The following is a 20152-nucleotide window of genomic DNA, read 5'->3' on the forward strand; positions in this document are numbered from 1 at the left end:
TCCCCCCTTCGGCGGCCGGTCATGCTGCGCGGTAGCTTGGGCCGTGTTGCCGTTTTTTTCGCCAGCCTCTGGTTAAAACTACCTGGTTATATAAAAAGGTTATAAAGACGGTTAAAAACCTGGTTAGCATGACCGAAAAACGCGCGTAAACCGTTGTCACGCCAAGGAAAAGCGCGAAGAGGCCGCCCCTCAAGTGTCAATGGATAAGCCCCCCATGTGTCAATACGCTGCCCCTCAAGTGTCAAGAACCGCGCCCCTCAAGTGTCAGTAGGGCCGCCCCTCAAGTGTCAATACCGGGGCAGGGTTCCTAACAGGGTTATCCACAACTTCGGTGGATAACTCCATGCCGATCAGGCACTTAGGCCGCCTCGGCGGCCGCCTGGACGGCTCGACCAGGCCGAAATCGGCCGCTGCCCCCCAAGTGTCAACATCGCGCCGGCCCCGCTGCCCCTCAAGTGTCAACGTCAGGGCTGCGCCGGCCGGCCTCGGCCGACTTGTCCCGAAACTGTCCACAACGGCCGCGCCGGTGGGGCAGGGCAGGGAAGGCCCCGGAAACGGGCCAGGAAGGCCCGTCAGGGCCGCAAAGCCCAGCGGCGAGGGCCACCGGCCCGGTGAGGGGTCTCCTCGTTTTCAGTGCAATAAGTGACGGTACGAAAAGCTAGCACTGGCGCGGAGGTGGTGTTGGTAGATCGTTGATTTCATTGACTTTCCTGTTCACTTTCAAATCTGCGATTCGTGGCGTCAAACCGTGGTCGGTTTCATCCATTGGTGCCAGTTATCGATGCATTTGGCCGCGAAGGCAGGATTTGGTCAGCATAGCGGTCAACCGGGAAGCGAAACACACCCCGCAAGTTGATGCTCTCCAGCCTGGTGGGCGCAATCTTCCCGATCAGTTCCGGTGGAATGACCTGGCGGCGGTTCGACCAGCGATCCAGGACCGCCTGCATCTGTGAGGTATTCCACGCCATCACGATGTTGGCCATCAGGCTCAACGCATCGGCCACAGCCTGCATTTCATCGACACGTTTGGCCTGCGCCGGGCTGATCCGGCCGGTATAAATGGCGCGCTTGAGGGCGTTAACAGCCTCGCCCCGATTGAGCACCCGGCGCAACTCGTTCCTGAAAGCGTCCTTGACAAAGTAGTCAGCCAAAAACGCCGTACGCAGCAACCGCCCCAATTGCACGCCAGCCTCATAGATTGGATCGCCCTGGGCGGCAGAACCGAACCGCGCAAGAGCTGCCACCGCACTGGCATGTCCGCTCATGACCGAGGCTGCCAGGTGCACCAGACTATCCCAATGCTTTTCGATCAAAGCGACGTCGACATTGGCTTCGCACACCGCAGCGATTTCTGCGGGCACTTTGGTGCCGCGTGGCACAAAGAGGTGGCGCTGTTTGAGTTCCTTCAACCGCGGGCAAAGATGCTGGCCGACGAAGCCCTGTACGCCGCCAAGCGCGGAGGACGCAACCGCGTGGCACATGCCGGCAACGACCTGCATGTGCAGCCAGGCTGAGCGGGCGGGCGCCGACCGCGGCACGGAGCAGTCGCCGGCCTGGCGCGTGCTGGTGGCCGACCACGACCTGCAGGTGCATGCAGCGGCCCGTGCTGCCGTGCAGGGACTGGTACTGTTCGGGCGGCCCGTGGTCGTGCTGCATGCACAGGATGCGGCACGGGCCCGCCACCTGTTGCTGCAGGAGGACGATCTCGCGGTGCTGCTGCTGGACGCCTTGCTGGGCGGCGCCGCGTCCGGCGGCCTGGCCGGCTTCGCGCGACAGCAGGCCGGCCGCGTGAACATGCGCATCGTGCTGCGCACCGAGGCCCGCTCGCTCGCGCTGCCGATGCTGGCCCGCCACGACATCGGCGACCACCGCCGCAAGGCGGAGCTGTCGCCGCAGCGTCTGCGCGCGGTGCTGGCCGGCGCGGTGCGTGCCTACGTGCAGCACTGCCGCATCGATGCGAACCGGCGCAGCCTGGCGCGCATCGTGCAATCGGGCGCGGCGCTGATGGAGCAGACCGACCTGCGCGGCTTCGCGGCGGCCGTGATCACCCAGCTGGCCGGCCTGCTGGGCGTGGCGCCGCAGGGCCTGGTCTGCGTGCGCGAGACGGGCGCCGCCAGCGGCTGCCGTGTTCTGGCCGCGACCGGCGACTTCGCCGCGCGTCGGCGCCGCCTGCAGACCTCCAACGCCGCCTTGCTGCTGCACCGCGCGCTGGTGCAAGGCCTGCCCGCCCACGGTGGTGCGTCGGGCGGTCTGGCCCTGCCCATGGGGCAGCACGCCGGCCAGGCCATGGCGGTCTACGTGCACGCGCCCGCGCTGCGCGAGGCGCCGGAGCCGCGCCTGCTGGAGGTGTTCTGCGCCCACCTGCGCACGCTGCGGCACAACCGCAGCCTGCTCGAGCGCCTGCACCAGTCCGCCTACCACGACGCGCTGGTGTCCCTGCCCAACCGCGCGCACTTCACCGAGCAGGTGGACGCATGCGCGCGCCGCGGCGCGCGCGACCACATCCTGGCCCTGCTGGACATCGACGACTTCAGCGCCACCAACGACGTGATGGGCCACCGCTTCGGCGACCGGCTGCTGCGCGCGGTGGCGCAGCAACTGGCCCAGGCCCTGCCGCCGGGCGTGCTGCTGGCGCGCGTGGGGTCGGACACCTTCGGCGTGCTGGGCAGCCGCGCGCAGGTGCTGCCCCAGCGCCTGCTGGCCTGTGTGCGCCAGCCGCTGCTGCTGGACGGCGTGCCGCACAAGGTCTCGCTGACCTGCGGCTACGTGCTGCTGGCCGACGCGGGCCAGACCGGTGTGGACCTGTTCAAGGACGCGACCATCGCGCTGCAGCGCGCCAAGCGCGAGCACCGTGGCCAGGAGCTGCGCTACGCCGAGCAGATGGGGGCCGAGGCGCGCGAGCGCGCGCTGCTGCTGTCCGAGCTGCGCGCGGCCATCGACCAGGCACGCCTGTACCTGGTCTACCAGCCGCAGCGCGACCTGCGCACGCAGGCGCTCGTGGGCCTGGAAGCGCTGCTGCGCTGGCGCACCGCCGACGGACGGCTGGTGCCGCCGGACCGTTTCATCCCGGTGGCCGAACACTCCGGCCTGATCGTGCCGCTGGGCCAGTGGGTGCTGGCCACGGCCTGCGCCACCATGCGCGCCATGCTGGACCAGGGCTGCGCGCCGCGGCGCATGGCGGTCAACGTGGCCGTGGCCCAGCTGCGCGACCCGGCCTTCCTCGCGACCGTGCGCGGCGCGCTGGCCGAGCACGGCCTGCAGGGCCGGCACCTGGAGCTGGAGATCACCGAGTCGGCCGCCGTGCTGCCCACGCAGCTGCTGGAGTCCACGCTGACGGCGCTGCGTGCCGAGGGCATCAGCATCGCGGTCGACGACTTCGGCACCGGCTACTCCTCGCTGAGCTACCTGGAGCGGCTGCCGCTGGACCGCATCAAGATCGACCGTGGCTTCGTGCGCCAGCTGCGCCAGGCCCGCAGCGCCCGCATCGCCGAGACGGTGGCCCAGCTGGGCCGCCGGCTGGGCCTGCAGGTGCTGGCCGAGGGCATCGAGGATGCGGACACGCTGCAGGCCCTGGTGGACATGGGTTGCCACGAGGGCCAGGGCTACCACATCGCGCAGCCGATGGAGCGCGAGGCTTTGCAGGCGTGGTTGTTGCGCGAGGCCGTGGCGCAAGCGGGTGCGGCGCACGCCGTAGCGGCGTAGGACGGCGCCGCAGCAATCCCCTGCGGCGTGCGCGCCTGCAGGCCCTGGCGCCGTGGCCGGTGCTGTAATGGTCCGATGAACACGACCGCATTCGGCACACCCGACACACCCGGCGCCCGCGTTCTGGTCGTGGGCGGCGGCATCGCCGGCCTGGAGATCGCCACGTCGCTGGGCCGGCGCTGGCGTGCCCGGCCGGGCGCGCCCACGGTCACGCTGCTGGACCGCGATGCCGCCCATGTCTGGAAGCCGATGTTGCACACCATCGCGGCCGGCACGCGCGACATCGCCCAGCAGCAGACCACCTTCGTGGCCCAGGCGCGCGACGCGGGCTTCGTCTACCAGCCCGGTGCGCTGAGTGGCCTGGACCGGCCGCAGCGCCTGGTCCAGGTCGCGCCGCTGCATGCCGAGGACGGCCGCCTGCTCGTGCCTGCGCGCAGGCTGCCCTACGACGTTCTGGTGCTGGCCCTGGGCAGCCAGGCCAACGACTTCGGCACGCCGGGCGTGGCGGAGCACTGCCATGCCATCGATTCGCGGCTGCAGGCCGATGCCTTCAGCCGCGAAGTGCGGCTGCGCATGCTGCAGTGCGTGGCCATGGGGCAGCCGCTGTCCATCGCCATCGTCGGCGGTGGCGCCACGGGCGTGGAGCTGGCGGCCGAACTCGTGCAGCTGACCGAGACCGCCGAGGCCTATGGCGCCACGGGTCTCGGCGAGCGGCTCACGATCACACTGGTGGAGGCCGGGCCGCGGCTGCTGGCCTCGTTCCCGCAGGACATCTCCGAGGCCGCGCTGCGGCGTCTGCGCGCGCTCGGGGTGCGCGTGCGCACGGACACGCAGGTCAAAGCGGCGCTGGCCGAGGGCTTCGAGCTGGCCGACGGCAGCCTGCTGCGGGCCTCGCTCAAGGTCTGGGCCGCCGGCGTGAAGGCGCCGGCGGTGCTGGCCGACCTGGACGGCCTGGAGACCAACCGCAACCACCAGCTGCTGGTGCATCCTTCGCTGCAGACCACGCGCGACGCTTCCATCTACGCCGTCGGCGACTGCGCCAGCCTGACGCTGCCCGGCAGCGAGCGGCCCTTGCCGCCCACGGCCCAGGTGGCCCACCAGCAGGCCCAGCACCTGGTGCGCCACCTGCCGCAGGTGCTGGCGGCCGGGGCCACGGTACCGCCGTTCCGCTTTCGCGACTTCGGCGCGCTGGTGTCGCTGGCCGACTACGATGCGTTCGGATCGCTGGGCCAGTTCGGCTTCTTCGACGGCGGCATCATCCGCGGGCGCCTGGCGCAGCTGAGCCATGCCATGCTGTACCGCAGCCACCAGGCACGGCTGCACGGCTTCTGGCGCGGCGGCCTGTTGTGGCTGGCCGACCGCATCCAGGCGCGCGTGCGGCCACCGATCCGGCTGGATTGAGTTGCCCTAGATTCGGCAGTTGACCGCTCGCCACCTTCAGAAACACCGCATGGACACTGAAGCGAGCGTCTTCGATGGCTCTCACCTTCGAGGTGAGGACGCTATGCACCCGCCGGCACCGCGCTCGCCGCGCCATGCCGCGTTGCTCCTCCTTGCGCACAGAAGTGCGCCGCGTCGTCGCGCCTTGCCTGGCACGCCGATCACGGCGCCATCGGGCGCATCCAACTGCCGAATCTAGGGTTACAGCAGCCAGTCGATCGGCAACCAGGACAGCAGGCGCAGGCCCAGCCGCAGCCACAGCGGCGCGCCGGGTTCGCGTTCCAGCAGCTGCGGCGGCTCGCTGCGGCCGTCGCGCCATTGCAGTCGGCCATGCGGGCTCAACTGCAGCTGGTAGCCGCGCGCGCTGGCCTTCTCGCGCAGCTGGGTGTCCAGCTGCGCGGCCAGCGCCGGGCTGTCGATGACGAAGCCCAGTTCGGTGTTGAGCCGGGCCGAGCGCGGATCGAAGTTGAACGATCCCACGAACAACTGGCGCTGGTCGACCACGAAGGTCTTGGCGTGCAGGCTCTCTGCCGAACTGCTGCCCAGGCGCAGCTTGGCGTCCGGCGCCTGCGTGTCGGCTTCGCGCCGCATCTCGTACAGCTGCACACCGGCGCGCAGCAGCGGCACGCGCCAAGGCATGTAGCCGGCGTGCACCACGGCCACGTCCGTGGCCTCCAGCGCATTGGTGAGGATGGCCACGTCCACGCCGCGGGCCGCCAGCTTCTCGAACAGCGCCGTGCCGCGCGCCGTGGGCACGAAGTAGGGCGATACCAGCTTCAGGCTGTGCGCAGGCGTGTCGACCAGCCGGGCCGTGCGCGCGAACATCAGGTCGGCATCGTCCGCCTGTCCGAGTCCCTTGGCCGGATCGTCGCTGACGAATTCGACCGGCGCCCAGTGCAGCGGCAGCCGCCCTGCCAGCAGCTCGGCCACGAAGGACGAGCGCGCCACGGCGTCCAGGTACTGGCGCGTGCGGTCGGGCAGGTTCTGCAGGTCCTTGGGCGGCGGCGGCGTGGCGTCGGCCGCGTCCAGCAGCAAGGCCAGCGGATAGGACGAGCCGCTCGCCCAGTAGCGGTCGAAATCCTCGGAGACGGCCTGCACCACGGGCCCGATGGCCAGCACGTCCAGGTCCACGAACAGCGTGTCGACCTCGGCGCCGAAGTATTCGTCGCCCACGTTGCGGCCGCCGACCACGGTGGCCTGGTTGTCGGCCGTGAACGACTTGTTGTGCATGCGCCGGTTGGCGCGCCCGAAGTCGGTCACGAAGCCCAGCGGCTTGAAGCGCCGCTGGACGAAGGGGTTGAACAGCCGCACCTCGATGCGCGGGTGGGCGTCGAGGTCGGCCAAGGTGGCGTCCAGGCCCGCGCTGCCCAGGTCGTCGAGCAACAGGCGCACGCGCACGCCGCGGTCGGCTGCGCGGCGCAGCGCCTCGAACAGCAGCCGGCCCGACATGTCGTCGCGCCAGATGTAGTACTGCACGTCCAGCGTGCGTTCGGCCGCTTCGGCCAGCAAGACGCGCGTGGCGAAGGCGTCGCGGCCCTGGTCGAGCAGGAACATGCCCGAGTGCCCGAGTGCCCGGGCGACTGCAGCGCAGCGGCCTGGCGCACGGCGCGGCCCAGCCGCGTGGCCGCGGTGTCCGGGTCGAGCCGGCTCGCGCTGCGACCCTCCAGCGAAGGCAGTTGCGCGCAGCCGGCCAGCAGCGCCAGCACTGCGGCGAACAAGGCGATGCAGCAACGGCGCAGCGGCATGGACATCCCGATGGTTCTCATCCCAGGGCCAGCACCTCCTGCGCATGGCGCGCCGCCACCCACTCTTCGTTGGTCGGCTCCACGCCCACACGCACGCGGCTGGCGGCGGCCGAGATGACGCTGGCGTTGCGGGCATTGGCATCCTCGTCCAGCGCCACGCCCAGCCAGTCGAGCGCCGCGCAGATGCGCTGGCGCAGCACCACGCTGTGCTCGCCCACGCCGGCCGTGAAGACCAGCAGGTCCAGCCCGCCCAGCACCGCTGCCAGCGCGCCCACCTCGCGCACGATGCGGCGCACGTACAGCGCCAGCGCTAGCGCGGCGCGCGGCGCGTCGGCCTCGCGCTCCAGCAGCACGCGCGGGTCGGACGAGATGCCCGAGACGCCCAGCAGGCCCGACTCGTGGTACAGCACACGGCCCACCTGCTGCAGCGAAAGCTTCTCGATCTCCATGAGGTAGAGCACGGCCCCGGGGTCCAGCGCGCCCGTGCGCGTGCCCATCATGAGGCCGTCCAGCGCCGAGAAGCCCATGGTGGTGGCCACGCTCTGCAGCGCCTGCATGGCGCACAGGCTGGCGCCGCTGCCCAGGTGGGCGACCACGGTGCGGCCGCGTGCCAGCGCGCCGTGGCGTTCCTGCAGCGCCACGGCCATGTACTCGTACGACAGGCCGTGGAAGCCGTAGCGGCGCAGGCCGCGCTCGAAGGCCGCGTAGGGCAGGGGCAGGACCTGCTCGACCAGCGGCAGGCTGCGGTGGAAGGCCGTGTCGAAGCAGGCCACCTGCGGCAGCCCGGGCTGCTCGCGCAGCAGGATCTCCATCGCCTCCAGCGCGAAGGGCTGGTGCAGCGGCGCCAGCGGCACCAGGGCCTTGAGTTCGGCCAGCACCTGGGCGTCCACGCGCTGCGGCGCCAGGTAGCGGGCGCCGCCGTGCACCACGCGGTGTGCCACCGCCGCCACGGAGCGGCCGTCGAGCCAGCGCACGATCTCCTCGCGGATGGTCTGCAGCGCCCGCGTGTAGGGCTGCTCGCTGCCCAGGTCGACCGGCCGCACCGGCACCGTGGTGGCACCGAAGTCGGGCGCCGGGCCGCCGATGCCCTGGACCTTGCCGTTCCAGGCGGGGTGGCGGTCCGTGCCGGTGGCGTCGAACAGCGCGAACTTGATGCTCGACGAGCCGCAGTTCAGCACGACGATGAAGGAAGTCATAGGGGCTTGCTCCGATGAAGGTAGGCCAGCAGCAGGGCCGCGGCGCAGGATGCGTTGCGCCATCGCGCGGCCGTCGGCGCGGCTGGTCGGCACGGCGGGGATTGTCGCGCCCAGGTGCTGGTGTGGGATTGGTCGGCGCGCGTGCCTTCGGGCCTGCACCGGCCGATCCCGCCTCTCGCGTGGCCGCGAGGGCCCGGTGCACAGCTTCTCACACGGCCCCGCTGAGCAGCACCACGCCCAGCACCACCAGCACGCAGCCCGCGGCGCGGCCCGGGCCCACCCGCTCGCGCAGCACCAGCATGCCGAACAGCGCGCCGACCATCATCGACATCTCGCGCGTGGGCGCGACCACGCTGACCGGCGCGCCCATCTCCAGCGCAGCCAGCACCAGGATGTAGGACAGCGGCGAGAGCAGGCCCACGGCCACGGCCAGCCACCAGTGCCCGCGCATGGCCGCCACCGTGGCTGCGCGGTTGCGCAGCATCCAGGGCGCGAGCACGCACAGCCGCACCAGGTTGGAGAACCAGTCCAGCACCACCGGTCCGACGCCCAGCACCTTCACGCCCCAGGCGTCGACCACGGTGTAGCCGGCGATGAGGGCCCCCGTGGCGCCGCCCCAGCGCACGCCGGCCAGGGCGCCGGGCTTGCGGAACATGGCCAGGTGGCCGTCGGTGCAGATCAGCCCGATGCCCAGCACGATGGCGGCCAGGCCCAGCAGGCCGTGCAGCGAGGGCACCTCGCCCAGCAGCACGAAGGCGCCGACCGAGGACAGCAGCGGTCCGGTTCCGCGGGCCACCGGATACACGACCGACAGATCGGCCACGCGGTAGCCCTTCTGCAGGCACATGCTGTAGACCAGGTGCAGCAGGCCGCTGGCCACGATGCAGGCCACGACCGGCGCGTTGATGGGCATGCCGCCATGCATGAGCTGCCACACCACCCAGGGCAGGTAGGCGACGCAGGCCACCACGGTGCTGGCGCCGACGAAGGCCGTGCCCGCATGGGCGGCACGCTTGGCCAGCAGGTTCCAGGTGGCGTGGATCAGTGCCGCCAGCACCACCATCGACAGGCTCAGCACCGTCATGGCACGGCCCCTGGGATGGAGGCGGACGGGGTGCGGACCAAGCAGGGCGCCATCCAGGGCCGAATGTCCGGCGGCGCATGCACTGGTTCGCAGGGCAACGGAAGCAGGCGGTGTTGTATTGCGGGCATGGTCTGCTCGGCTGCATTGTCCACGACGGATAGGAAATTCAACCGCATGAGGCCAAGTATGGCACGAACGGATAGGAAATTCAACCGCATGAGGCCAAGTATGGCACGAGTTTTGGGCCTCGAAACACGTTCGGCCAAGGAAGGTTGAGCGCTCGCTTGCCGCTCAATGGCAAGAGCTTGGGAGGCAGTATGCATTTGGGCCTGGCGCGCGCGCAGCTGCTTCCCCGCAGCGATGGATACCGCCGCTTCACTGGGTCACCAATTGACGCGCTGGTCTACCTCGTCGGGTTGAGCTGCCAGATCCCAATCCGGCTCGCCTTGCGCACCATCATCCACCGGCGCGTCGCAGCCCTCCCACAGCGGTGGCCCGCGTGCCGGGGTGATGTGCGGGGGGGCAGACTCCACCCCGATGTGGTTCAGGATGTGGCGGATTTCGGCGCTGTGGGTGATGAAGGCAATGATGCGCATCTGCCCACCGCACATGGGGCACAGCAGCGGAAATGCCTCGTAGATGCGGGCAATCAGCACCGCCCACAAGTAATGCGCCGCTCGCTTCGGGCGTGCTTCAGGTTCGGGTGTGGGTGTGGCCGCGTTGCCCGGCGCCGCCACCCCAGGTACGCCCGCGCCAGGTTGTGCAGTCTCCACCGTGGCTGGTTGCGACGCAGCAGGCTGAGCCAGCGCCGTTACCGCCGCTCTCAGCGGCGAGTTTGGTGCCAGCACACCAAAGTAGCGGTGCCGGTGGGTGCGTGGCGGTGGCACCAGCGCGGCGATGCGGTCGATCAGTTCCAGCGGTGTGAGGTGCAGCTCATCTGCCTTGGCACCACGCTTGTCACTGGTGGGCTCGCTGCGCTGTTTGGCACAGCGGTACACCAGTTTGCTTCCCTCTTTGCGTAGGCGCTCCATGGAAAACGGTGGACGCGCGCAATAGCGCAGCAGCCGCTCCAGCGCAGCGCGGTCGTGGGCTTCGATGCAGACACCGGCGTCCACCGAGAAGCCGCTGTGTTTGTAGCCCAGCATGTCTTTGGCGTCACAGTTCTCCAGCAGGCCCCGAGCAACGAAGGCGCGCAGGATGCGTTTTTGCAGTGTGGTCTGCACTGGGGCCACGGTAGCCGCATCGATGCCGGTGGCCGCGTGAAAGATGACACCCGGCGATGAGATTCGAGGGGTCGCATCAGCATCGCCCTCGCCCTCCACTTCCTCAAACACCCCGTCCACCACACAAACGTGGAAGTGGACGTGTTCATTGAGGCTGGAGCCGAATCGGTGAATGAAGGCGATGGCACCGATGTGCAGGCCTGCCTTGTCCATATGGGCCGCACCGGGGCTGTGGGTCTGCAGAGTTTGTGCGATCACCCGCAGAAAGATGCGCAGCACCATGCTCAGCACCGCTCCGTCGCGTTGCATGAAGTACCGCAACCTCTTGGGCACGGAGAGCACCCACTGGCGCACCGGCAGGCGGGGGAAAAAGCGTATAAGATTCAGTCGACAGTTGACGATATTATCGATCAGTTGATAGAATTGGAAGCTGATAGAAAAACAACGCTGGTAGGAATTGGCGGCGGTGTGATCACAGATATTGCTGGTTATGTTGCGGCGGTTTATATGCGCGGATTAAAGTTTGGATTTATTCCGACTTCATTGCTGGCACTGGTGGATGCATCTGTTGGCGGTAAGAATGGTATTGACGTGGGGCTGTATAAGAACATGGTTGGTGTGATCCGTCAGCCATCATTTATCCTGCATGATATTAGTTTATTGAAGAGTCTTCCGCACAAGGAATGGGTGAACGGATTTGCCGAGATCATAAAACATGCTTGTATAAAGGATGCTGCCATGTTCCGTGAACTGGAAGCGAACAATCTTGCGGTATATCAGAAAAAGCCAAAGCTGATTGCAGTGCTTCTTCAGCGTAATGCTCAGTTAAAAGCGAAGGTTGTTCAGGAGGATGAGTTCGAAAAGTCGGTAAGGCGTTTGTTGAACTTTGGTCATACATTGGGGCATGCCATCGAAAATGAATATGCGTTGATGCATGGCCATGCGGTTGCTATAGGAATGACATACGCGTGTCATATTTCTGAGCAATTGTCTGGATTCAAACAAACAAATCGCGTGGTAGAAGTGTTGGAACAATATGGGTTACCGACTTATATGGCATTCGATAGGGAAAAGGCTTTTAATCTGTTGAAAATGGACAAGAAGCGTGAAAAAAAGGAAATGAACTATGTGTTGCTGGAAAAAGTAGGGAAGGGAGTGGTGAAGAGTATTCCACTGGTTCAATTAGAAAAAATCATTCAAGCATTACCAAAGTGAAAGTAACAATACAGCCCGGAGATCTGACTGGAATTATCCAGTCACCCGCTTCAAAAAGTTCGATGCAGCGAGCTTGTGCTGCTGCACTGGTTGCAAAAGGAATAAGTGAGATCATTAATCCCGGTCATAGCAATGATGATAAAGCTGCCAGGGATATTGTAAGCCGGCTTGGTGCCAGGCTTGAAGATCAGCCTGATGGTTCTTTGCAGATAACAAGTGAAGGCGTAAAACCTGTCGCTCCTTTTATTGACTGCGGTGAATCTGGTTTAAGTATCCGGATGTTTACTCCGATTGTTGCGTTGAGTAAAGAAGAGGTGACGATCAAAGGATCTGGAAGCCTTGTTACAAGACCAATGGATTTCTTTGATGAAATTCTTCCGCATCTCGGTGTAAAAGTTAAATCTAACCAGGGTAAATTGCCTCTCGTTATACAGGGGCCATTGAAACCAGCAGACGTTACGGTTGATGGGTCCTTAAGCTCTCAGTTCCTTACAGGTTTGTTGCTTGCATATGCGGCCGCAGATGCAAGCGATGTTGCGATAAAAGTAACGAATCTCAAAAGCCGTCCGTATATCGATCTTACACTGGATGTGATGAAGCGGTTTGGTTTGAAGACTCCCGAGAATCGAAACTATGAAGAGTTTTATTTCAAAGCCGGGAATGTATATGATGAAACGAAAATGCAACGATACACCGTAGAAGGCGACTGGAGCGGTGGTGCTTTTTTACTGGTAGCGGGGGCTATTGCCGGGCCGATCACGGTAAGAGGTTTGGATATAGCTTCGACGCAGGCTGATAAAGCGATCGTTCAGGCTTTGATGAGTGCGAACGCAGGTATTGCGATTGATGCAAAAGAGATCAAACTTCATCCTGCTGATCTCAATGCATTTGAATTTGATGCTACTGATTGCCCGGATCTTTTTCCGCCATTGGTTGCTTTGGCGTCTTATTGCAAAGGAGAAACAAAGATCAAAGGCGTAAGCAGGCTGGCGCATAAAGAAAGTGACAGAGGATTGACGCTGCAGGACGAGTTCGGGAAAATGGGTGTTGAAATCCACCTTGAGGGAGATCTGATGCGCGTGATCGGAGGGAAAGGCGTAAAAGGAGCTGAAGTTAGTTCAAGGCACGATCATCGCATTGCGATGGCTTGCGCGGTGGCTGCTTTAAAAGCTGTGGGTGAAACAACCATCGAACATGCAGAAGCGGTGAATAAATCCTACCCGGATTTTTACAGCGATCTTAAACAACTTGGCGGTGTTGTATCTTTAAACCATCAATTTAATTTCTCATGAATAGCTTCGGCCGCATCTTCAGGGTGCATATTTTTGGCGAATCACATGGTGAATCAGTAGGCATCGTTATTGATGGTTGTCCTGCTGGTCTGTCATTGTCCGAAGAAGATCTTTTACCGGACCTGGAAAGGCGTAAAGGCGGAAAACAGAAGGGGACAACGCCGCGGCAGGAAGCTGATTATCCCTTTTTTAAGAGTGGCGTGTTCAATGGAAAAACCACCGGGGCACCGATCACGATTCTTTTTGAAAATAATAATACCCGAAGCGGCGATTATGAAAAGCAACGCAGCTTTCCGCGTCCTGGTCATGCAGATATGGTGGCGCATCAAAAATATGGCGGTAATGAAGACTATCGTGGTGGTGGGCACTTCAGTGCTCGTTTGACCACGGGGCTTGTTGCCGCAGGAGCGATTGCTAAAAAGCTGATGCCGGGAGTGGTAATAGAAGCCGCTGTAAAAGAGATAGGAGGTGAGGCTGATCACGGATAGGAAATTCAACCGCATGAGGCCAAGTATGGCACGAGTTTTGGGCCTCGAAACACGTTCGGCCAAGGAAGGTTGAGCGCTCGCTTGCCGCTCAATGGCAAGAGCTTGGGAGGCAGTATGCATTTGGGCCTGGCGCGCGCGCAGCTGCTTCCCCGCAGCGATGGATACCGCCGCTTCACTGGGTCACCAATTGACGCGCTGGTCTACCTCGTCGGGTTGAGCTGCCAGATCCCAATCCGGCTCGCCTTGCGCACCATCATCCACCGGCGCGTCGCAGCCCTCCCACAGCGGTGGCCCGCGTGCCGGGGTGATGTGCGGGGGGGCAGACTCCACCCCGATGTGGTTCAGGATGTGGCGGATTTCGGCGCTGTGGGTGATGAAGGCAATGATGCGCATCTGCCCACCGCACATGGGGCACAGCAGCGGAAATGCCTCGTAGATGCGGGCAATCAGCACCGCCCACAAGTAATGCGCCGCTCGCTTCGGGCGTGCTTCAGGTTCGGGTGTGGGTGTGGCCGCGTTGCCCGGCGCCGCCACCCCAGGTACGCCCGCGCCAGGTTGTGCAGTCTCCACCGTGGCTGGTTGCGACGCAGCAGGCTGAGCCAGCGCCGTTACCGCCGCTCTCAGCGGCGAGTTTGGTGCCAGCACACCAAAGTAGCGGTGCCGGTGGGTGCGTGGCGGTGGCACCAGCGCGGCGATGCGGTCGATCAGTTCCAGCGGTGTGAGGTGCAGCTCATCTGCCTTGGCACCACGCTTGTCACTGGTGGGCTCGCTGCGCTGTTTGGCACAGCGGTACACCAGTTTGCTTCCCTCTTTGCGTAGGCGCTCCATGGAAAACGGTGGACGCGCGCAATAGCGCAGCAGCCGCTCCAGCGCAGCGCGGTCGTGGGCTTCGATGCAGACACCGGCGTCCACCGAGAAGCCGCTGTGTTTGTAGCCCAGCATGTCTTTGGCGTCACAGTTCTCCAGCAGGCCCCGAGCAACGAAGGCGCGCAGGATGCGTTTTTGCAGTGTGGTCTGCACTGGGGCCACGGTAGCCGCATCGATGCCGGTGGCCGCGTGAAAGATGACACCCGGCGATGAGATTCGAGGGGTCGCATCAGCATCGCCCTCGCCCTCCACTTCCTCAAACACCCCGTCCACCACACAAACGTGGAAGTGGACGTGTTCATTGAGGCTGGAGCCGAATCGGTGAATGAAGGCGATGGCACCGATGTGCAGGCCTGCCTTGTCCATATGGGCCGCACCGGGGCTGTGGGTCTGCAGAGTTTGTGCGATCACCCGCAGAAAGATGCGCAGCACCATGCTCAGCACCGCTCCGTCGCGTTGCATGAAGTACCGCAACCTCTTGGGCACGGAGAGCACCCACTGGCGCACCGGCAGGCGGGGGAAAACGTGGTCGCTCAGGTGTGCCGCCGTCTCCACCATCCGCCGCGTGGTGCACGAGGGGCAGACTCCCCGGCCTTTGCAGGAGAAGGCTACAAAGTAGTCGTGCCCACAGTCGCCGCAGCGAGCGCGGGCAAAGCCATGGGCAAAGATGCCGCACTCAAGATACTTGGCAAACGCTTTGCGCACGAAGGGCTTGGGGGTGTGGTGGTCGCCCTGGCCGTCGAACTGACCCGCGCTGGCCAACTCTAGCCAGGTCTCGTAGTGCTCGGCTACCATTTGGTAGAGCAGCGTGCGTTCGGGGTGGCGTGGGTTGTAGAGCTTGGGCTTGGAAGTGGCTGACATGAATACTGTACAAATGCACAGTATTCTGCGGCGATTGTTTGGGTACGCAAAGCACAAGGCCCGAACCGTCGCCAGTTCGGGCCTTGTCAGGGTAGCTTGGCTGCGGACTTACTTGCGCGCAGGCGGCACATCCGTGCAGCTGCCATGCGCCACTTCCGCCGCCATGCCGATGCTCTCGCCCAGCGTCGGATGCGGGTGGATGGTCTTGCCGATGTCGACAGCGTCCGCACCCATCTCGATGGCCAGGGCGATCTCGCCGATCATGTCGCCCGCATGCGTGCCGACCATGCCGCCGCCCAGGATCTTGCCGTGGCCCCGGCCAGCATGGCCGTCTCCTGATCCTGCTTCGGGGCTGTCGTCGAACAGCAGCTTGGTGACGCCTTCGTCGCGGCCGTTGGCAATGGCGCGGCCCGAGGCCGCCCAGGGGAACAGGCCCTTCTTGACCTTGATGCCCTGCTGCTTGGCCTGGTCTTCGGTCAGGCCCACCCAGGCCACTTCGGGGTCGGTGTAGGCCACGCTGGGGATCACGCGGGCGTTGAAGGCGGCGCTGGCCAGTTCCTTGTTGCCCTGCAATTCGCCGGCGATCACTTCCGCCGCCACATGCGCCTCGTGCACCGCCTTGTGCGCCAGCATGGGCTGGCCCACGATGTCGCCGATGGCGAAGATGTGCGGCACATTGGTGCGCATCTGGATGTCCACGTTGGGGTCTCCTCGTTTTCAGTGCAATAAGTGACGGTACGAAAAGCTAGCACTGGCGCGGAGGTGGTGTTGGTAGATCGTTGATTTCATTGACTTTCCTGTTCACTTTCAAATCTGCGATTCGTGGCGTCAAACCGTGGTCGGTTTCATCCATTGGTGCCAGTTATCGATGCATTTGGCCGCGAAGGCAGGATTTGGTCAGCATAGCGGTCAACCGGGAAGCGAAACACACCCCGCAAGTTGATGCTCTCCAGCCTGGTGGGCGCAATCTTCCCGATCAGTTCCGGTGGAATGACCTGGCGGCGGTTCGACCAGCGATCCAGGACCGCCTGCATCTGTGAGGTATTCCACGCCATCACGATGTTGGCCATCAGGCTCAACGCATCGGCCACAGCCTGCATTTCATCGACACGTTTGGCCTGCGCCGGGCTGATCCGGCCGGTATAAATGGCGCGCTTGAGGGCGTTAACAGCCTCGCCCCGATTGAGCACCCGGCGCAACTCGTTCCTGAAAGCGTCCTTGACAAAGTAGTCAGCCAAAAACGCCGTACGCAGCAACCGCCCCAATTGCACGCCAGCCTCATAGATTGGATCGCCCTGGGCGGCAGAACCGAACCGCGCAAGAGCTGCCACCGCACTGGCATGTCCGCTCATGACCGAGGCTGCCAGGTGCACCAGACTATCCCAATGCTTTTCGATCAAAGCGACGTCGACATTGGCTTCGCACACCGCAGCGATTTCTGCGGGCACTTTGGTGCCGCGTGGCACAAAGAGGTGGCGCTGTTTGAGTTCCTTCAACCGCGGGCAAAGATCAAAACCAAGCAAACGGGCATGTGACATGGCAAAGTCGGTGTAGCCATGGGTATCCACAGCAAGCTGGCTGGTCTCCAGCTTTTCTTGGCGGATGACACCTTCAATGGCCACGCCCGCCTGGCGCTCATTGAGCACAAAGGGCTGCGCATGGAAGATGCCCCACCGGTCTTTTACATGGGAGTAGATTCCAATGGAAGGTGTGTTGCGCCGAGGATCAAGCCGGGCTTGCCACACCCGTTTGGTGGTCTCCATGCTCATCATGTCAGAAGATGCCAAATCGGACCGCCCCCAGGTGGCGGCAATCGGGTGTCGCTGCATGAATTCCAGCACAGCCTGGCAGGCCTGGCTCAGACGCCGTTCGTCCCGCGCCCAGCGCATGGCCTGGCGAATGCTGGTGGCAGACAATTGCGGAATCATGCGCGCGCATTCGACCGCAGTCAGACTGGTGCCGTGGGCCATGATGCCGGCATAGACCATCAGCAGCTCGTCGGTAGAGCGCGGCTCACGTCCGAGCATGATCCAGCTAAAGCGCACCTGGGCGTCAACGGCCAGAATCACTTCCGGCAATTGAACCTCACCGATGCGGTGATCCAAAGCCGCGCGCAGCTTGGTCACTTCTGGGTCTTCGTCCTCTGCGGGCAATGGCGACAAATGGAGTTCATCATCCACGCGCAGTACGCCACTGCGGGCTGCAGCGGCCACCGCATCGACACCGGCAGTTACTCTGGCCAGCAAAGGCTTCAAGAAAGTGGCAGCCTTGCTGGGTAACGATAGACGGGCATAGTGTTTCTTGGACTCTGCCTGCCAACGCTCGTCCGTGAAGAACAAGCGCGCACGACCCCGAAAGCTCAGGCTGTGCTCAATCCAGACCGAGCCATTGCGCACCGCGCGGCGCAGGGCAAACAGGGTGGCCACCTCCAACGCCTGAAACGCCCGTTCCCGGTCTGGGCTGGAGATCGAAACCTGCCAGATCATTCCCAGACTTGGTGCCACCACTTCAACTGGCAGCTTTCTGGATCCTTTGAGATATAAAGCTTGCAGCTTGGCAAGGTACTCGATGGCAGGATGCTCGCCGGTGGCCTGCCAGGGCAGCTTTGCAATGGCGACGAGCAACGACCGCACGGGGCGAATTCCATCAATCAATCCCTCGCGGACCAGGGAGGCCCTGCTCGGTGGTTTGCGTTTCTGGGTTTCGGTGATCAAGGCTTCAAGACGGGCACGCAACTCAGCATCTGGCACCGCACCTTGCGCGCTCAAGGCAACAAGTTCGCCGAGCAGCGTTTTGTACATTGCGGCCCAATTGACGGTAGCGGGGACATCGGCGGCAGCCTGACGCCACAGATCGGCGATCCGGCGCTGCACCATAAGGATCAACTGGTCTGTGGTGGTGAACAGGCAATACCGAAGAAAGCATGCGACCTCCACGGTGCGCGCTGGCTCTTTGATCTTGGCTCCGGCTGAGGGCGGCCTGGAGACAAGTCGGCGCGCGTAGCGGCGCAAGATGAGATCGGGGATGTCTGCCAGGTGCTTATGAACGTCCAGCGTGTAAAGCAGGTCGATGCGCTCCAGTACCTCGCTGATTTGGCGGGTTGAGTGTTTCGCCGGTGCAGCCCATAGCCAACTCTGCTGGGTTTGTCCATCTGGGCGCAGCTCTGAAACTGAGGCTCGCCAGCGATCAAGTGTTGCTGGATCAACGCTGGCGGCGATGGCGGTGCCTGTTTCAACTTCAAGCTGGGCAAGTGCCGCCGCAATCAGTGTCCGAATTGCCCGCTCGTGCACGATCACCAGCTTGTTCTTGTACAGCCATTGACGCGCCCGCACGAGTAGCTGATCGCGGTCGGCGCAGCGCGCCACTTCGTCGCGCAGTTCACGTACCAGTGAGCGGCGCTGGTGCTCGCTCATCCACTGGAATCCAAGGACCGTGCAGGCTACTTGTTGGTGATCGAATAGCGTGCGCCCGCGTTCATACATGGCTCTCAGCGAGGCGACTTCTGGTGCTGCAATGCCAAGCTCGTTGCCAAGGTGGCGCCACAAGGCTACTGGAATTACCCGAAAGGCACCGAGCAAACGCCCACTCATGCGCAGGAAACCAATATGGAGCGCCAGACCAAGCTTGTGGGAATCACCTCGGCGTGCATTGATTGCGTCGCGCTCGGCACCATCGAAGGTGAAAAATGCCTTCATCTCGAAGTCGCTGATATCGCGGGGGAGCCCACGCATCCCCAAAAACGTTGTGTGCCAACCCTGCATCGTGAACCTCAAAAGTGGGAGGCCACCATACCCGTTTACAAAGCGAACAGGAAAGTCAATGAAATCAACGGTCTACCCAGACCACCCCCGCGCCAGTGCTAGCTTTGCGTACCGTCACTTATTGCACTGAAAACGAGGAGACCCCTAATCGGGCAGCACTTCAGGTGTTGCAGGCAGGAATAGCCGGTGCCGAAGTCATCGGCGGCGAAGCGCACACCGATCTGTCGCAAGGCTTCCAGGGCGGGGAAGATCGCCGGATTACCGAATGCGACCGATTCGGTCAGCTCGATTTCAAGAGACTCGGCGGGCAACTCGGCATCAGCCAGCATGTCCTTTACCCACCCGTCGAAACCCGGTCTCACTTGGCTCGCCGAAACATTGACGGCCAGCCGGAACGGTTGCCACGCCAGCTTCCGCCACTCGCGCATCTGGCGGCAGGCTGCGCCCAGCACCCAGGCACCGATTTCCGGCATCAGGCCGGACGATTCGACCACAGGCAGGAACTGGCCGGGCGGCAGCAGCCCGAGCGTCGGATGACGCCAGCGCAACAGGGCTTCCGCGCCGACAATCCCACCACTGCGCAGATCGACGACGGGCTGGTAGTGCAGTTCAAGCTGCCCGCGCTCGACCGCTTGGGCCAGTTCCGGCGTCGTCCATCCATCCGGCCGGAAAGCGCTCATTCTCTTTCCCTGAATGCCCGCAACGCCCGCGACAGGGACAGAAGGAACAGGCCGGTCAAACCGAGCGCCGCGATGACCCAATGCTCGCCGAGGAAAGCACCGGCGGTTGTGCCGGCCAGCACGACAGCGAGGATGGGCAGGTGGCAGGGGCAAGTCAGCACAGCCAGTCCGCCCCACAGGTAGCCGGTGATCGGTTTGTGCGTCTCGGACGGCAAGCGCTCGGGGTTGTTCATGGCAGACTCTCCGCGTGCTGTGCCGGCTCGGTCGGCAGGGTGGCCAACTGCACTTCCAGATCGGCCAACGCTTCGCGCCGACGCTCGACGAACTGACGCAGCAGGGCAAGCTGCGCGGCCGCTTCGTCGCCGTCCGCCGCATCCAGCGCCCGGCACAGCCGCGCCAGCGCGTCGAGGCCGATGCCCGCCTCGAAGGCCGCCCGCACGAAGCACAGCCGTTGCAAGGCGGCGTCATCGAACAAGCCGTAGCCGCCTGGTGTGCACGCCACCGGGCGCAGCAATCCGCGCAGCAGGTAGTCGCGCACGATATGCACGCTCACCCCGGCATCAAGAGCCAGCCGGGACACCGTGTAGGCGTTCATTGA

At 64.0% G+C, this 20152-nt stretch carries 12 protein-coding genes and 4 pseudogenes; 5 read left to right on the plus strand and 11 right to left on the minus strand.

The genetic code is table 11. The annotated features are described in order from the left end of the window. Nucleotides 1-758: 758 nt before the first annotated feature. Nucleotides 759-1430: pseudogene (locus ACZ0BA_RS08135) on the minus strand (Tn3 family transposase); the annotation flags it as partial. 67 nt (nucleotides 1431-1497) lie between these two features. Between ACZ0BA_RS08135 and ACZ0BA_RS08140 the strand changes: the two are divergent. Beyond that, nucleotides 1498-3702 (plus strand): putative bifunctional diguanylate cyclase/phosphodiesterase, encoded by a 2205-nt coding sequence (locus ACZ0BA_RS08140; protein WP_047748384.1) that lies wholly within the window; start codon nucleotides 1498-1500, stop codon nucleotides 3700-3702. 75 nt (nucleotides 3703-3777) lie between these two features. Next, nucleotides 3778-5103 (plus strand): NAD(P)/FAD-dependent oxidoreductase, encoded by a 1326-nt coding sequence (locus ACZ0BA_RS08145; RefSeq protein ID WP_047748383.1) that lies wholly within the window; start codon nucleotides 3778-3780, stop codon nucleotides 5101-5103. Nucleotides 5104-5343: 240 nt separating this feature from the next. On the opposite strand, the pseudogene ACZ0BA_RS08150 reads toward ACZ0BA_RS08145, so the two are convergent. The 4 genes and pseudogenes from ACZ0BA_RS08150 to ACZ0BA_RS08165 form a co-directional block, all read right to left on the minus strand. Then, nucleotides 5344-6887, minus strand: a pseudogene (locus tag ACZ0BA_RS08150) (phospholipase D family protein). Nucleotides 6888-6904: 17 nt separating this feature from the next. Next, nucleotides 6905-8083 (minus strand): acetate/propionate family kinase, encoded by a 1179-nt coding sequence (locus ACZ0BA_RS08155; protein WP_047748382.1) that lies wholly within the window; start codon nucleotides 8081-8083, stop codon nucleotides 6905-6907. A 208-nt stretch (nucleotides 8084-8291) separates the two neighbouring features. After that, entirely contained in the window at nucleotides 8292-9167 is an 876-nt protein-coding gene (locus ACZ0BA_RS08160) for an EamA family transporter (protein ID WP_047748381.1), read from the minus strand. 383 nt (nucleotides 9168-9550) lie between these two features. Next, nucleotides 9551-10759, minus strand: a pseudogene (locus tag ACZ0BA_RS08165) (IS91-like element ISCR8/ISPps1 family transposase); the annotation flags it as partial. 45 nt (nucleotides 10760-10804) lie between these two features. Between ACZ0BA_RS08165 and aroB the strand changes: the two are divergent. Genes aroB through ACZ0BA_RS08180 form a run of 3 tightly spaced genes read left to right on the plus strand, consistent with a single transcriptional unit; the run spans nucleotide 10805 to nucleotide 13385 of the window. Continuing rightward, entirely contained in the window at nucleotides 10805-11605 is an 801-nt protein-coding gene (aroB, locus tag ACZ0BA_RS08170) for a 3-dehydroquinate synthase (RefSeq protein WP_370620243.1), read from the plus strand. Next, on the plus strand, nucleotides 11602-12897 hold the full coding sequence (gene aroA, locus ACZ0BA_RS08175; RefSeq protein ID WP_039262295.1) for a 3-phosphoshikimate 1-carboxyvinyltransferase: 1296 nt from the start codon (nucleotides 11602-11604) through the stop codon (nucleotides 12895-12897). The genes aroB and aroA overlap by 4 nt, the downstream gene beginning before the upstream one ends. After that, on the plus strand, nucleotides 12894-13385 hold the full coding sequence (locus ACZ0BA_RS08180) for a chorismate synthase (protein WP_273759457.1): 492 nt from the start codon (nucleotides 12894-12896) through the stop codon (nucleotides 13383-13385). Before aroA ends, ACZ0BA_RS08180 begins: the two co-directional genes overlap by 4 nt. A 180-nt stretch (nucleotides 13386-13565) precedes the next feature. Here the strand turns inward: ACZ0BA_RS08180 and ACZ0BA_RS08185 are convergent, their stop codons facing one another. The 6 genes and pseudogenes from ACZ0BA_RS08185 to merD all read right to left on the minus strand — a co-directional run bounded on the left by ACZ0BA_RS08185 (nucleotide 13566) and on the right by merD (nucleotide 20149). After that, nucleotides 13566-15113 carry an IS91-like element ISCR8/ISPps1 family transposase gene (locus tag ACZ0BA_RS08185; protein WP_011117152.1) on the minus strand — a complete coding sequence of 516 codons (1548 nt, stop codon included), beginning with the start codon at nucleotides 15111-15113 and terminating at the stop codon, nucleotides 13566-13568. Between the two features lie 108 nt (nucleotides 15114-15221). After that, a pseudogene (locus tag ACZ0BA_RS08190) lies at nucleotides 15222-15827 on the minus strand (FAD-dependent oxidoreductase); the annotation flags it as partial. A gap of 131 nt (nucleotides 15828-15958) precedes the next feature. Then, nucleotides 15959-18874 (minus strand): Tn3-like element IS1071 family transposase, encoded by a 2916-nt coding sequence (locus tag ACZ0BA_RS08195; RefSeq protein ID WP_003049965.1) that lies wholly within the window; start codon nucleotides 18872-18874, stop codon nucleotides 15959-15961. Between the two features lie 98 nt (nucleotides 18875-18972). Continuing rightward, nucleotides 18973-19554 (minus strand): EAL domain-containing protein, encoded by a 582-nt coding sequence (locus ACZ0BA_RS08200; protein ID WP_441301351.1) that lies wholly within the window; start codon nucleotides 19552-19554, stop codon nucleotides 18973-18975. After that, nucleotides 19551-19787, minus strand: coding sequence for a broad-spectrum mercury transporter MerE (gene merE / locus ACZ0BA_RS08205; RefSeq protein ID WP_003132004.1), 237 nt, complete (start codon nucleotides 19785-19787; stop codon nucleotides 19551-19553). The genes ACZ0BA_RS08200 and merE overlap by 4 nt, the downstream gene beginning before the upstream one ends. Then, entirely contained in the window at nucleotides 19784-20149 is a 366-nt protein-coding gene (gene merD, locus ACZ0BA_RS08210) for a mercury resistance co-regulator MerD (RefSeq protein ID WP_000995360.1), read from the minus strand. Before merD ends, merE begins: the two co-directional genes overlap by 4 nt. Nucleotides 20150-20152 lie beyond the last annotated feature (3 nt).

The sequence above is a fragment of the Duganella sp. AC917 genome, assembly GCF_979258245.1.

Coding starts and splice junctions, on each gene's coding strand:
- ACZ0BA_RS08195 (WP_003049965.1), bottom strand. CDS start 18,874: ATGCAGGGTTGGCACACAACGTTTTTGGGGATGCGTGGGCTCCCCCGC.
- ACZ0BA_RS08160 (WP_047748381.1), bottom strand. CDS start 9,167: ATGACGGTGCTGAGCCTGTCGATGGTGGTGCTGGCGGCACTGATCCAC.
- ACZ0BA_RS08185 (WP_011117152.1), bottom strand. CDS start 15,113: ATGTCAGCCACTTCCAAGCCCAAGCTCTACAACCCACGCCACCCCGAA.
- merE (WP_003132004.1), bottom strand. CDS start 19,787: ATGAACAACCCCGAGCGCTTGCCGTCCGAGACGCACAAACCGATCACC.
- ACZ0BA_RS08140 (WP_047748384.1), top strand. CDS start 1,498: ATGTGCAGCCAGGCTGAGCGGGCGGGCGCCGACCGCGGCACGGAGCAG.
- ACZ0BA_RS08200 (WP_441301351.1), bottom strand. CDS start 19,554: ATGAGCGCTTTCCGGCCGGATGGATGGACGACGCCGGAACTGGCCCAA.
- ACZ0BA_RS08180 (WP_273759457.1), top strand. CDS start 12,894: ATGAATAGCTTCGGCCGCATCTTCAGGGTGCATATTTTTGGCGAATCA.
- ACZ0BA_RS08145 (WP_047748383.1), top strand. CDS start 3,778: ATGAACACGACCGCATTCGGCACACCCGACACACCCGGCGCCCGCGTT.
- ACZ0BA_RS08155 (WP_047748382.1), bottom strand. CDS start 8,083: ATGACTTCCTTCATCGTCGTGCTGAACTGCGGCTCGTCGAGCATCAAG.
- merD (WP_000995360.1), bottom strand. CDS start 20,149: ATGAACGCCTACACGGTGTCCCGGCTGGCTCTTGATGCCGGGGTGAGC.